At 32.0% G+C, this 14,243-nt stretch carries 17 protein-coding genes; all 17 read right to left on the bottom strand.

Annotated elements, in window-relative coordinates:
- Positions 1 to 243: 243 nt before the first annotated feature.
- On the bottom strand, positions 244 to 1,497 hold the full coding sequence (locus tag OC526_RS02790) for an ATP-binding protein (protein ID WP_262122070.1): 1,254 nt from the start codon (positions 1,495 to 1,497) through the stop codon (positions 244 to 246).
- A 397-nt stretch (positions 1,498 to 1,894) separates the two neighbouring features.
- Positions 1,895 to 2,401, bottom strand: a complete 507-nt coding sequence (locus OC526_RS02785; protein ID WP_262122069.1) for a GNAT family N-acetyltransferase — start codon at positions 2,399 to 2,401, stop codon at positions 1,895 to 1,897.
- Between the two features lie 263 nt (positions 2,402 to 2,664).
- Entirely contained in the window at positions 2,665 to 3,174 is a 510-nt protein-coding gene (locus OC526_RS02780) for a helix-turn-helix domain-containing protein (RefSeq protein ID WP_262122068.1), read from the bottom strand.
- A 360-nt stretch (positions 3,175 to 3,534) separates the two neighbouring features.
- Positions 3,535 to 3,912 carry a VOC family protein gene (locus OC526_RS02775; RefSeq protein WP_262122067.1) on the bottom strand — a complete coding sequence of 126 codons (378 nt, stop codon included), beginning with the start codon at positions 3,910 to 3,912 and terminating at the stop codon, positions 3,535 to 3,537.
- Positions 3,913 to 4,075: 163 nt separating this feature from the next.
- A complete protein-coding gene (locus tag OC526_RS02770) occupies positions 4,076 to 4,702 on the bottom strand; it encodes a nitroreductase family protein (protein ID WP_262122066.1) in 627 nt (208 codons plus the stop codon).
- Between the two features lie 27 nt (positions 4,703 to 4,729).
- Positions 4,730 to 5,146: a MarR family winged helix-turn-helix transcriptional regulator gene (locus OC526_RS02765; protein WP_262122065.1), complete on the bottom strand. Its 417-nt coding sequence runs from the start codon at positions 5,144 to 5,146 to the stop codon at positions 4,730 to 4,732.
- A gap of 11 nt (positions 5,147 to 5,157) precedes the next feature.
- Entirely contained in the window at positions 5,158 to 6,150 is a 993-nt protein-coding gene (locus OC526_RS02760) for an NADH:flavin oxidoreductase (protein ID WP_262122064.1), read from the bottom strand.
- A 203-nt stretch (positions 6,151 to 6,353) separates the two neighbouring features.
- Positions 6,354 to 6,695 (bottom strand): hypothetical protein, encoded by a 342-nt coding sequence (locus OC526_RS02755; protein WP_262122063.1) that lies wholly within the window; start codon positions 6,693 to 6,695, stop codon positions 6,354 to 6,356.
- Positions 6,667 to 7,032 carry a cation transporter gene (locus OC526_RS02750; RefSeq protein WP_262122062.1) on the bottom strand — a complete coding sequence of 122 codons (366 nt, stop codon included), beginning with the start codon at positions 7,030 to 7,032 and terminating at the stop codon, positions 6,667 to 6,669. The genes OC526_RS02755 and OC526_RS02750 overlap by 29 nt, the downstream gene beginning before the upstream one ends.
- Before the next feature lie 35 nt (positions 7,033 to 7,067).
- Positions 7,068 to 7,772 (bottom strand): type 1 glutamine amidotransferase domain-containing protein, encoded by a 705-nt coding sequence (locus OC526_RS02745; RefSeq protein ID WP_262122061.1) that lies wholly within the window; start codon positions 7,770 to 7,772, stop codon positions 7,068 to 7,070.
- Positions 7,773 to 7,843: 71 nt separating this feature from the next.
- A complete protein-coding gene (locus tag OC526_RS02740; protein WP_262122060.1) occupies positions 7,844 to 8,233 on the bottom strand; it encodes a YbgA family protein in 390 nt (129 codons plus the stop codon).
- Entirely contained in the window at positions 8,223 to 8,930 is a 708-nt protein-coding gene (locus OC526_RS02735) for a YjjG family noncanonical pyrimidine nucleotidase (RefSeq protein WP_262122059.1), read from the bottom strand. Before OC526_RS02735 ends, OC526_RS02740 begins: the two co-directional genes overlap by 11 nt.
- Positions 8,930 to 9,868 carry an L-lactate dehydrogenase gene (locus tag OC526_RS02730; protein WP_262122058.1) on the bottom strand — a complete coding sequence of 313 codons (939 nt, stop codon included), beginning with the start codon at positions 9,866 to 9,868 and terminating at the stop codon, positions 8,930 to 8,932. Before OC526_RS02730 ends, OC526_RS02735 begins: the two co-directional genes overlap by 1 nt.
- A gap of 88 nt (positions 9,869 to 9,956) precedes the next feature.
- Positions 9,957 to 11,264 (bottom strand): sodium-dependent transporter, encoded by a 1,308-nt coding sequence (locus OC526_RS02725; protein ID WP_262122057.1) that lies wholly within the window; start codon positions 11,262 to 11,264, stop codon positions 9,957 to 9,959.
- Positions 11,265 to 11,377: 113 nt separating this feature from the next.
- Complete coding sequence (locus tag OC526_RS02720) at positions 11,378 to 11,953, bottom strand: uracil-DNA glycosylase family protein (protein ID WP_262122056.1); 576 nt, start codon at positions 11,951 to 11,953, stop codon at positions 11,378 to 11,380.
- Between the two features lie 40 nt (positions 11,954 to 11,993).
- A complete protein-coding gene (gene trpS, locus OC526_RS02715; protein WP_262122055.1) occupies positions 11,994 to 13,082 on the bottom strand; it encodes a tryptophan--tRNA ligase in 1,089 nt (362 codons plus the stop codon).
- 43 nt (positions 13,083 to 13,125) lie between these two features.
- Positions 13,126 to 14,242, bottom strand: a protein-coding gene (gene prfB, locus OC526_RS02710) for a peptide chain release factor 2 (protein WP_262122054.1) whose coding sequence is annotated in 2 segments (ribosomal slippage) — positions 13,126 to 14,166 and positions 14,168 to 14,242 — 1,116 coding nt in all. Because the reading frame shifts where the segments join, the coding sequence is not laid out codon by codon here.
- Position 14,243 lies beyond the last annotated feature (1 nt).

The following is a 14,243-nucleotide window of genomic DNA, read 5'->3' as shown; positions in this document are numbered from 1 at the left end:
AAAAGCTCCACTTAGTGCAAAGGCTGATACAAAAGTCCTGTTTCAAGAAATACCATTACAGCCAAGCCCAATATTTTTCCTAATCTTTTCATATTAACCATACGTCAAACAAAATATGAAATAGAAACAAAGACTAATGGACTACTATAGCAAACATTAGATTTAAAAATATATTCCCTAATGGTTTTAAAATTTGCCTTTTTCCTTAAAATAACTCCAATTATCGATCCGACAATATTCCAATTAGATTATGACTTTGTTATATTTAGTTGATCTTCCGCCACCAATTTTTTCAATCAAGTTTTTATTTATTAATCCATCTAGCAAGTTGAGAACTTTGGACCTGCTATATCCACTTATTTCTGCTATAGATTTCGTGGTATCATTACCTTTACTTATTAATGATAAAATTTGATTTTCTTCATCGGTTAAATCTATCTTCTTTATTACTGGAAGTATTATTTTAATAGAGTTTTGGCTTATATTAAACTTTGCTTTAGTGTAGTATTTTTTGTAGGATTCAATTATTCTTCTAATACCAGTACCAAATTGTTCGATAATATCTAATCTAAAGAATATATTTGCAATAATTGGATTTCTTATTACAGATAGGTCGCCTTTCAAATACTCTTGTTCACTTATTGTTTTTGGAAGCCCTCCAGGCGAGGATATTTCTATCCTATCATCATACATAGAAATTCTTATATTGGATTTGATATCCCATCTTCTATGAACCAAAGCATTTGCAACAGCTTCTCTAAAAGCATCTTCAGGTATTTGTTGGTATCTGTTGCGTTTTGATCCTTCAATTTTTTCATATTGGTAGTTGCTCTTATAAATAGCTAGGCTATCTTCAAACTGTTTTAAAATTGATTGACCACTGAGATTTTTTCTTTCACGTATAGTATTGATATCTTCGCCAAACCTAGCTATATCAATTCCAACCATATCATTGCTGTCAGAAAATAATTCTCCAGCAATTGAATAATAATCATATTCGTTACTGTATAGCTCTAATGTTTTTAGGATATCTAGATTTAATTCATTTATATTCAGTTCTTTTTTTAGTACTTTTTCTAGATAATCAAATGTAAATTCTTTTTGATTACTTTTTAGTGAATCATACGATTTATTAGAACTTTCTAATATGAGACTTTGAAGCTCTAGATTGTCCATTTCAATACTCGATGTCCCATGTCTAATATAGGCTTTTGAATTATAAAAGTATGGCTTGTGCTTACCTGCTTTTACTTTTAAAGTTAAAGTTGAATTATCATTTATTTTTAGACTATATGTAGGATTTGGGTTTATAGAATCATTTATAGTATTTTCTATATTTAAAGCAAGCATATCAGGATTTTTTAATCCCACTACCTGCCCATGATCATTTATTCCAAATATTATCTCTCCACCCTCATAATTTGCAAAGGCACTGACAGTTTTAAGAAAAGATTTGCTAAATTTTTCCTTTAATTCTAGATTTGATGTCTCTTTCATATCTACCTCTATTAATATTATATATTCATTTTATAAGAATACAAAATAATTAGACAAATTTTACGCGAATAAAAACTCGAATAGTTATTCGCGTAAAATTATTCTGTGTGATTATTTTTTTAATATCCTTTTCACTGGACAATTGGCTATAATTAGTCATTTGCCAATTTTAATAATCTCGCAAATTATTTTGTGCGAATAAGAATTAGAATAGTTATTCTCACATATCTATATTGTTATAATAATTTATAAAATCTAATTAATTTTATTAAATAAATTACAAAAGCTTTTGGAATCACATTAATAAGACTGGGTCGTTTTTGGCAAATTTAAGTAAAATATTAATCATCTTACAATAATAAAATCTATATAAGTCTCTATAAGCAAATAATTATATTTAGAGTTTCAAATTCATAAAATCAACATCAATGAGTTTATTATCTATCTGATAGTATCCTTCAAAAGTGCCAATTTTCTCGAATCCAAATTTTTTGTATAAATGTATAGCAGGTTCATTATCACTTCTGACACCTAGTGAAATAATTTTCGCTTTAGCTTCTTCTCTTCCAAATCTAATTAGATATTCCAGTAAGGAAGTGGCTATTCCCTGGTTCCAAAATTTTTTTTGAACGCATAAACCTACGCTTCCACGATGAGACAATCTTTTTACATTCGAAGTAGAGTAGTTAGCTGTACCTACAATAACTCCATTTACCTCTGCTACAAGCATAATTTGATTATTACTATTTAATAATTTTTCTAAGAATCTTTCCTCTTCTTCTACTGAAATTTGAAGCCCCTCTGGTCCATAACTCATATTATCTGTTTCAGATCCGCAGATTTTTGTGTGTTCTATTATTTGTTTTGAATCATTTGGTTGGGCTTCTCTTAACAAAAATTTCATATAACCTCCATTTAATTAATTTTATAGACTTTATTGTTCATATTACTGTTACCTTTACTAAAAAATATAAATTCATTATTAGAATAATTATAACAAAGATGTTTAAAAATGAGCAATTAAATAAGGTCAGAACTTAATTGATGGTATTAGAATATAATTAGATATATAAAAACAATGAATGAATTTAATAATAAAAACTTATATAAGATAAAATTGACTAGGTAAATTTACTTTTGATTAATATATCTTCCTAGTCAATATTTTTATCTTTCTTTCTTAAAAATATAAAAAAAGACTATAAAGGGTGATATTATAAAAATCACTGGCAATATTAATTTTGAAAATGTGAAATAATCTGTATCTTCTAATTTGTTTCCCATATTTTTCACTGCTTGTGGGAAAGCTATTACTGAGATTATTAGAAAAATGGTTAATATTAAAAATGGCATTTGTTTTGGATCTTTGTTTAAGGCTCCCTCTACTATGCCAAAGTAGTATATCAAATAGAAAATAAGTCCTATAGCTGCATACAAAATATCCCAAAATATTCTTAAGGCTTGGGAGGTATTTTCTTCTAGATCACTATCTTTTTTAAAATAGCCTATATCAACTCCGAATATTTCAGATAGTTTAACAAGATTATCCATAGATGGTTCGCTAAGTCCTTTTTCCCACTTTGATACTGCTTGTCTTGAAATATTTAATTCTTTTGCTAAATATTCCTGAGTTAAGTTCAATTCTTTTCTTTTATTTTTAATTTTTTCTCCAATCATAAAATCTCCTTTTTTCTATTGTAAGGGGATTTTTTAAAAAAAGCTAGCAACTATAGGGCAACTTGGGCACTTTTTCCTATATTTTTTAGTTTTTTATTTATATTTTGCTTATTTACCTGATTTTTTTAATAATTTATACAATCGAGATCGATGATTAATTTTTTTAATAAAATTTTATTTATAATTTTTATAATATATATTTGAGTAAAATATTAAAGTCAAATAGTAGTCCTACTTCTATCCCAGCTAGTATTCTACAAAGTTTGCCGATTGATCAAATACTCCTAAAAATCTTCTCAAACATCCAAAAAGGGCCAGCAGATTTTACTGCTAGCCCTTTTTTATAAAAGATTTTAAATATTATTTTTCTATAATCTCAATCTTGTATCCATCTGGATCTGTTACGAAAAAGTACTTATCTGAATTGTCACTTAGACCTTTGATTTCTGTAACCTCATAGCCTTTGCTGCTTAACTCTTCTCTAAAGGATTTGATATCTGGGTTAGAAATTGCTATATGTCCGTAGCCATCTCCTAGGTCATAATCTTCTTCTTGGTCGTAATTATAGGTTAATTCCAATTCATAATCGGAAGACTCAGGAAGTTTTAGGTATACGAGGTCGAATTTCTTATCTGGAAATTCCTTTCTTCTACTTTCAACAAAGCCCAGCTCTTCTGTATAAAACTTATAGGACTTATCAAGATCCTTAACTCTAATCATTGTGTGTAAAAATTTCATATATCCTCCTAATTAATTTATAAGCAAAAGCGATTTTATTACTCACTTATCTTATTTGTGTCTCTATTGTAATCTCCCTATATATATCATAACATAGCTAATTTCTTTAAAAACTGACCCTTATTAAAAATAATAAGGTCCAGCTAAGAATAAATTCTTTATTCTATTTAAAATCTGTAATATCTTTTACATCTAGTCTTGGAGACTTATGACCAGCATGGTCTGCTTTACCAATTGCAACTATCATTACAGGTACATATCTATCTGAATCTAGGCCAAAGGCTTCTGCTAGTTGGTCTTTTTCAAAACCTCCGATAGGATTGGTGTCATAGCCGTGGGCTCTGGCTACTAGCATAAGCTGCATGGCCGCAAGACTTGAGTCTATTTTTACAACATCATTCATCTCTTCCTTGCTAAAGGATTTATATACTTGATTGAAAAGTTCCACTGATTTATTTTTATCATCTTCATTCATATATCCAGCTTCTACTGCCTGGCTATAGATTTGGTCAGTCTTTTCGTAGCATTTCATATCACCGAATATTAGAATCATAGCTGAAGAGCTATCATTTTGTTTGGTATTAAATTTGATGATAGGGCGTAGTTTATCCTTGCCTTCTTCAGATTCTACTATGACAAATCTCCAAGGTTGTAGGTTTACTGAAGATGGTGCCATGGTGGCTTCTTCTAAAATTTGAAGCATTTCTTCTCTATCTATCTTATAGTCTTTGTCAAACTCTTTTACTGAATGTCTGTTAAAAACTACATCTTTAAAATCATTATTTTTCATTTTCTAACTCCTAATATATAAACTAAATTATTGAAAACTTTCTTCTATATGACTTAAAATTTTTATAAGCTTGTCCATATCTTGCTTGCCAATAGATATGGCAACATCTGTCTTTCGGTTCTTATGCTTATCTTTGCAAGCTTGCAATTCTTTTTTTGCATAGTCAGTAAGGCTGACTATTACTTCTCTTGCATTGTCCTTATTTCTATCTCTTGTTACAAATCCATCTTCTTCTAAGATTTTAAGCTGGCGGGTAATGGCTGCTGGATCTATTTCTAAGTGGTCAGCTATTTCATTTTGTAGGCACTTTTCTTTTTCATCTAGAAAAGATAGGATTTCATACCTAGTTAGGGAAAAACCTGTGCTTAGTTCAAATTCTTTAGTAAGTCTTTGCTGGATACATCGTAACTTTTGCAAGGAATTACTAAGTTTTTTTATCTCCATAGCTTCCCTTTTTACATAAGTGGCTTAATTTGATTTGCTATCCAGTTTGAGTCTTTAAATACAGCTCTACCAACACCTACTAGGTCACATACATCACGATTTAATATATCTTCTACATCTTGGCCAGTTTTTACCCCACCTGTAAGGATTACTGGTATATCTACCGCATCATAGATAGGTTTAGATAAGTAGTCGAAAAATCCTGCTTTATCATCATCTGTAAAGAACATGCACATACCACCTGAGATATCTAAGACATCGACACCTGCTTTTTCAAATTCCTTTGCTGCATAAACTGCATCTTCTTGGCTAAGTCCGCCATCCATATTATCACCTGCACCTAGCCTTAAAAAGATTGGATAGTCTGATCCAACTTTTTCCCTTACTTTTTTGATAATTTCTAGGTGGATTTTGATTCTGCCATCTATATCTCCTCCATACTCATCGGTTCTTTTGTTGGTAAGGGGTGATAAAAATTGGTCTAGAAAATATCCATGGGCTGAGTGGATTTCAACTCCATCAAAACCTGCTTTTTTAGCTCTAAGGGCAGCAGCTGCAAATTTTTCTTCTATTTCTTTTATTTCATTGACTGTGAGTTCTCTTGGTAACTCTGCATCTTTTTTTGAAGGATTTTTAAGACTAGATGGCGCTAGTGGACTTTCTCCTATAACATCCTTACTTGCAGAACTACCTGCATGAGATATTTGCACTATAGCTTGTGCGTCGTTATTTTGTATAACTTTTGCAAGTTTTTTAAGACCATCAATATCAGAATCATTTGCTATTGACATTTGATTATGGCTTGCTTTTCCAAGAGGATCTATATAATTATGTTCTACAATCACGGTTGAAAAAATTTTATCTATAGTTTTTTCATTATAATAGTCAAGTATGTCTTGGGATACATGACCATTATCATCAGCCTTGGCAGTGGCCATAGGCGGCATAATAATTCTATTTTTAAAGCTTATATTTCTAGCTTTTAATTCTTCAAATAATTTCATTTGTACCTCCCTATTCATTGCCGCATCAATAATTGACTAGTCAATTATTTAGGGTAAAAAATAATTAAGTTGATATTTGTTATTTATAAAACAATCTATTAATATTATTCTACTGCTTTTTGCCTAATTTCAAGCAATCTTATAATTTTGTATTAAAAAAGTGATATGCTGGTATATCCATATCACTTATAGGCTGGATTTTTTTATTTGTCAGTGTAGTCAATATTAGGAAAGGCCTCAATTTTATAAGCTGGGAAGTGATTTTTTACATCCTCTACTACTTCCTTTAATACTTTAAGCCTATCTTTTGCATCTAGACTTATGATCACATCAAATCTTATCTCTTTATCAACTTCATCAACATAGAGTCCATGAAGACCAATTATATACTCGTGAGAAGATATTATTTCTTTAATTTTATCTTTAACATTTATAATCTCACGGTTGCTTGGATTTATAGGATAGACTCCAACAGCGGTTAGTTCTATCCTCCCATAGCCAAAGGGGTGGTCTTTATCAGTATCCTTGCCGGCAAGTTTTACCAATTATGGTAATAACAGAGCTTAGAGCGTCTGATAAGTTATTGACTGCATCAACTAAGATAGCAATAGAATTTGCACCCATACCAATAATTACTTTAAATAGGGCTAACAGACTATTGCCAACTATTCCAAGTATGCTTGTTTTTACTATTTTGTTTTGACGTTCTTTTTGTAATTTGTCTAGTTTTCTAAAATCTTCAAACTGCTTCAAAATCTTCAACTCTCTTCTTTGCTTAAGAGTATCATCTATATAATAATAATAAATTTTTACAGCTAAAAATCGCAGTACAATATTCTGCGATTTTAATCCAATTATTGATTCAAATTTTCTAATCCTCATTAATTAGGTTTTAGAATCTTAATTTTTATTTTATATTATAGATATAATTCTCTTTTCTTTAAATCTTTTATAAGCTTTCTTGCTACTGCCTTACCTGACATTGGATTTTGGCCAGTGATTAGTCTGCCGCATTTTACTGCATTTGGTGTATATGGTAGAGTTTTTAGAAAATGAGCTCCCCTAAGCTTAGCCTCTTGTTCTGCACTATATGGGACCTTATCTTTTTTGCCTCCTAGGATTTCTTCTTGGTCGGTAAATCCTGTAATGTACCTATCATTTATAAGATAGTTGCCATTTTTATCTCTTATGTTTAATAATCCAACAACTCCATGACATACCGATAGGAGGTAACCATCATTATTGTAGATATTTTCTGCTATTTCTATAAGCTCAGTATTTTTTGGAAAATCCCATAGGACGCCATGACCTCCTGTAAAGTAGATGGCAAAGTAGTCTTTAGGATTTATATCAGATGGTTTTAGGGAATTATTTATAGCTCTTGTTTTAAAATCTAGAGAATTTAAAATGGCATAATCTTTTTTGCTAGCATAAGGCTTTTGCATAGACCTTGGATCTAGGGGTACTTGTCCACCCTTAGGACTTACATAGTCTACAGCTATACCGTTTCTTTTGACTTTATCTACAAATTCTGTAGCTTCTGCTAGCCACAGGCCTGTCTTTTCGCTATCGTTACCATAATGACCTGTATTTGTCATTACTACCAATATTTTTTTATCCATTTATTTACCTCTTTTCTTACTATATTTATAGTTACCCAAGCTTTATAAAAAAAAGAACCGCAAAGCTAACTTTACGGTTCTTGATTAAATATAGTCGATTTTTGTAAATAATCGCAAGGATATTTTTCTAAAAGTACTTTTAAATAGTCAAGTACTTCTTCTTTAACGATTATATCTTTTTGGTATTGGTCTATGAGATATAAAAACTTCTCCTTCTCATCTAGGCTAGCATCATCTTTGAAGTAGCCCCAGATGTGCTGGTAAGCATTTACAATGTCTTTAGGACTTTCTTCTAAGTCCTTGGCGTTTTTTATGAGTCTTTTTAGCTCAGCTAAGCTTACTTGGTCATTTTTAAGATATTCTCGTATATCAAGGTATATCTTATGTGATTTGCTAAGAACTAAGTATTTGTTCTTAGCCCAATGCTTTTCACATGCATTCCTCTGATTTTTACCAGTCACTTAAATCATCCAATATATCTATGACTTTGCCCAAATCATGGATGCTATAATCTATGCTGACATCTTTTTCATTTATTTTATGCTTTGGGTTAAACCAAATGCACTTTATACCAGCGTTGTTTGCACCTTTAATATCTGATGTCAGTGAGTCACCAATAACTATATATTCTCTTGGGTCTTTTGAGCCTACTTGCTTTAAAGCTATGTCAAAAAATTCCTTGTTTGGCTTATCTACTCCAAAGTCTTCTGATATGAAAACTCCATCTAGTATTTTATCTAGGCCAGAGTTTTTTATCTTAGCTTCTTGGGCAACTTTGGTGCCATTTGTTATGGCATATTGCTTATAGTCTTTTTTAAGTTTTTCTAGAACATTTTTAGCATTTTTGTGAAAGGCTACATTTATTCCCAAGTCTTTTTGAAAGTTCTCATTAAAGATTTCTACAATGTCCTGGTCGTAGTCAATGCCTTCTTGGTCAAAAAATTCCTTGAAGCGACCTAAGAGAACTTCTCTTCTTGTAATCTCGCCCTTTTCTAGTTTTTTCCAATATTTGTCATTAATTTTCTTGTAGTCTTCTAGACTGTCCTCACTGATTTTATCAATGCCTAGCCTTTTTAATCCACTTATCATGGAGGCTTTTTCTGCCATATCAAAATCTAGCAAGGTGTTGTCTATGTCCCAAAGAATATATTTAATCATTATAATTGGCTGTTACTAATGATTTCTTTAAGTGTTTTTACAGAGTGGTCAAGTTTTTCTTTCTCTTCATCAGAAAGCGGAACTTCAATGATGTGTTTTGCTCCTGTTTTACCAATTACTGTTGGCACACCAACATATATATCTTCTTGGCCAAATTGCCCATCTAGATATGATGATGTTAGGAAAACTGCGTCTTCATCATTTATTATAGCTCTTACAATAGCTGTTAAAGCTGTACCTATTCCGTAGAATGTAGCTCCTTTTCTATCGATGATTTCGTAAGCTGCATTTACTGTTTGATCAAATGCCTTATCAAGTGCTTCTTCTGTTACTTCTGGGTGTGTTTTTCTCCATTCTTCAATGTTTAGTCCACCTACGTTTGCATTTGACCATACTGGGAATTCTGTGTCTCCGTGTTCTCCCATTATGTAGGCATTTACAGATCTATAGTCAACATCTAGTAGGTCACCAATTCTTTTTTGGAATCTTGATGTATCTAGTGTTGTACCAGATCCGATAACTTTGTGAGCTGGGAATCCTGAGAATTTAAGTGTAGCATATGTTGTGATGTCTACTGGGTTTGATGCGATTACAAATATTCCATCAAAACCGCTTTCTACAACTTTACCAATCATATCTTTAAAGATTGCTAGATTTTTATCAACTAATTGTAGACGAGTTTCACCTGGTTTTTGTGGGATACCTGCTGTAATTACTACAACTTCAGCATCTGAACAATCTGAATAATCAGCTTTATATACTTTTTTTGGATATGTAAAACTTAATGCATCTGTAAGGTCCAGTACATCTCCTTCAACTCTTTGTTCATTGATGTCGATGATTCCTAATTCACGACCTACTCCTAGTAAAGATGATGAATAAGCAAATGAAGAACCTACTGCACCATCACCGATTAATATAATTTTACTGTCTTTCATTATTACTCCCTTCATAAATAAGTTATTAATATTTTTGTTATTTTAATAACTGTATTTACTATAACATTTAAAAAATTTAAAGCAAATATTAAAATGATATTTTAAATATTAGGGCTAGGAAAGTAAGAACTATTGCAAGTGGAACATAGACAAATTTGCCTATTTTATGCCATTTGTTTCCATATTTATTCTTACTAGAAAGATTAATTTCATTAAGTAGCATATCTTTTTTAAGAACATAAAACCAAGTAATAGCTCCAATTGATGCACCTATTGGGATAATATAGATCGAAATAATATCCATGTATGGACCAAATGAATCAATAGTTTCAAGATTTACTCCTAAAACAAAGACTATAATGCCCAAGGCTAGGAAAACAGATCTCCTAGATAGATTTTTAAATCTCGCTGTTATCGATTCGGTAATAACTTCAAACATATTTTGTAATGAAGAAATGCCAGCACAAATTACTGCAAAATATAAAAATATGGCAAATATTCTACCAAATCTAACATTTTTTAAAATTGTAGGCAAGGTTACAAAAAGTAATGATGGGCCCCCTACTTGTTGCATATTAAATACGCTTACTGCTGGGATAATTACAAATGATGCAATAAGTCCTGATAGTGTATCTAATATTCCCGTGTGAACTGATGAGCTAACTATATCTTCTTTTTTGCTAATATATGCACCCACAACTATCATCCCAGATCCTGTAATGGATAGGGAGAAAAATGCTTGACCCATAGCAGTTACAATAGTATTTATATTTAGGGTTTCTGGATTATATTTAAACATATTTGCATAACCCGCACTAGCATTAGGCAGGGTTGCAACTTTTATTGCAAGGACAACAAATAATATAAAAAACGCCGGCATCATAATTTTATTTGACTTTTCAATAGATGATGCTCCTCCAAGACAGGTAATTATTGTAAGGAGGATTGCAATAGCATGGTAGGTGATTACAGAATAATTCTCCATGGCAAAGGAGTTAAACCAAATTTCTGCATCCATAGCAAAAATCTGACCTGTCAGAGAATCTACAAATCCTTTTAAAATGTAGGCCACTATTACACAATAGCCAACTGCTATCAAAAATGTACCTATAAGAGGTATAAAACCAATATAGCGTCCTAGTTTTGAATTATTTTTTCTGGACTCATAGGCATATTCATAGGCTCCCAAAGTCCCTGTTTGAGCAAGTCTTCCTACTGCAAATTCACTAGATAAGCCAACATAGGAAAAAATCGATGCAAATAATATGTAAAAAATTAAAAAAACGAGTCCGCCCGCCTGAAATTTGTATGGAAAGCCCCATATATTTGCCATACCAACAGCTGATCCAACAGCTGAAAGTACAATACCTAATTTGGACGAAAATTCTTTTTTCATGCTTTACCCCTTTAAAGTGTGATTGATTATAAAAAGATTATAACACTATTTGAAATTGATGTAAAGGTGGCTTAAATTTTACTATATTAAATATCAAATTATATAGAATAACTTTAGGATAATATTTTGCATATTAATTGTCTTAACTCTGGGATAGCTTCTTCTTCAAACCAAGGGTTTTTCTTTAGCCAACCTATATTTAAGGGACTAGGGTGAACAATTGGGAAAAACTCAGGCAAATACTCCCTATAATTTTTTACAGTTTCGGTTAAATTTTTCTTGCGATTTTTACCCAGATAATATTTTTGCGAATAAGCTCCTATTAATATAGTAAGCTTGATATTTGGCATTTGCTTTAATATTTTTTCATGATAGTCTTCTGCCATAAATTTTCTAGGTGGCAAATCTCCTTGCTTGGCCTTGCCTGGATAATAAAAGTCCATTGGTAGGATAGCAATTTCTTTTGAGTAAAATTGCTCTCTTTCGATTCCCATCCATTTTCTTAATTTATCTCCTGATTTGTCATTAAAGGGAATCCCTGTTTCTTCTACCACCCTACCTGGGGCTTGGCCTATAAGCAGGATTTTTGCATTTTTATCTACTTGAAAGATTGGCTCAATACCACGTTTTGTATATTCTTCATTTCTAGGATCATCTTTAATTTCTTTTATAATATAATCTAAAGTCATTTTTCCCTCCAAAAAAACCACCAAGAATTGGTGGCTTCTCTTATTTGTATTTTTCTTTTATTTCATCTAAAAATCTATTGTCAGCAAAATAATCTATGCCCATAGCTTTTTTAACTTCGTAAACTTTATCACGTCCCACTTTCCTAGCATCATTTGTTCCTTTTTCTAGGATTTCTAAAACTAGGTCTAGATTTTTTTCATAATAGGCTCTTTTTTCTCTGATAGGCTCTAGCTCTTCTTCTAAAACTTTTATCAAGAATTTTTTAACCTTTACATCACCCAGTCCACCGCGTTTGTAGTGGTCTTTTAGTTCATCTAAGTTATTATAATCTGGCAAATATTTTTCAAAGTGTTCTTGATTTGAAAATACATCTAGGTAAGTAAATACTATATTGCCCTCCACTTTTCCTGGATCATCTATATTTATGTGGTCAGGGTCAGTGTACATAGACATTACTTTTTTCTTAACAGTTGCCGCATCATCTGCTAGGTAAATTCCATTTCCAAGTGTTTTGGACATTTTTGCTGCCCCATCTATACCTGGTAGCCTTCTAGCAACTTTATTTTCTGGTAAAACAGCCTGAGGTTCTGTAAATATTTCTCCATAGATATTGTTAAATGATCTTACTATTTCTCTAGTTTGCTCTATCATCGGCTCTTGATCAACTCCAACTGGGATGACATTTGCATCAAAGAGCAAAATATCCGCAGCTTGGCTTACTGGATAGATTAAAAATCCTGCTGGCAAGCTTGTTTCAAAATTTTTTTGCTTGATTTCTGTTTTTACTGTTGGGTTTCTCTCTAGTCTTGATAGAGTAACTAAATTTAAAAAGTAAAATGTAAGTTCGGTTAGTTCCTCAACCTGAGATTGGACAAATATTGTCACTTTTTCAGGATCAATACCCACACTTAGATAATCAAGGGCAACTTCGATTAGGTTTTCACGGATTTTTTCTGGATTTTCAAAATTATCTGTTAGGGCTTGGCTGTCGGCAATCATGACATACATTTTTTCAAAATTGCCTTCATTTTGCATTTTGACCCTATTTCTCAAACTACCCACATAATGGCCTAGGTGAAGTCTACCTGTTGGCCTATCTCCAGTTAAAATTATATTTTTTTCTTGCAAAATTATTCTCCTTTAAAAAAAGAGAGGATAAAATCCTCCCTAATTAATTTTCCTTGTGACTTTCTGCTAGATATGCATCGATAAATCCTTGTATATCTCCATCCATAACTGACTCTACATTTCCTACTTCATAATTTGTTCTGTGATCTTTGACCAAGGTATAAGGTTGGAAAACATAGGATCTAATCTGGCTGCCCCAGGCAATTTGTGTGTATTTGCCTTGGATATCAGATATTTTTTCTCTTTGCTCTTCTTCTTTTATTTGTATAAGTTTTGATAAAAGAAGTTTCATAGCAGTTTCTCTATTTAAAATCTGGCTGCGTTCTGCTTGGGAGCTTGCAACAACACCTGTTGGTATATGAGTAATTCTTACTGCAGAATCAGTTTTATTTACGTGCTGGCCACCTGCACCACTTGCCCTGTATGTGTCAATCCTCAAATCATTTGGATCAATTTCTACATCAGTATTATCAGGCAGTTCTGGGAAAATATCTACAGATACAAATGATGTATGGCGGCGCGCTCCACTATCAAATGGTGAAATTCGTACTAGTCTATGAACTCCCTTTTCACCTTTTAAATAGCCGTAGGCATAGGGTCCACTTACTTTTAAGGTTGCAGATTTAATTCCGCCTGCTTCTTCGTTATTTATATCTGTAAGTTCAAATTTAAAACCATTGTGGTCAAAGTATCTAGTGTACATACGAAGGAGCATTTCTGCCCAGTCTGTCGCTTCCAGTCCACCAGCCCCAGCGTTTATAGCCATGAAAGCGTTATTTTTGTCATATTCCCCATCAAGCTGGGTTTTTAGTTTCATTGTAGAAACTTCTTTTTTTAGCTTTTCTAAATCATTTTCTATTTGGTCTAGGGTGGCAGACTCTGGATTCTCACTCATTTCTACAAGGTCTATTAAATCTGTATTATCTGCCAAAGAAGTTGTTATTTCTTGGTATTTTTCTAAATCTTCTCTTTTGGCTGACAGGTCTGCCATAATACTTTGTGCCTTGTCGCTATCATCCCAAAAATCAGGAGCAAAGGTCTGTTTTTCCAGGTCTTTTACTTCATTTTCTAGATTTTCTGGGTCAAAGAGAGTCTCCGATTAGTTTCATAGTATCGGTTAATTCTTCAATTGTTTCTCTTAATTGATATATTTCTGCCATA

This window comes from Anaerococcus sp. Marseille-Q5996 (assembly GCF_946893725.1).
GTDB lineage: Bacteria > Bacillota > Clostridia > Tissierellales > Peptoniphilaceae > Anaerococcus > Anaerococcus martiniensis.
This window is presented reverse-complemented; position numbering and strand designations above follow the sequence as displayed.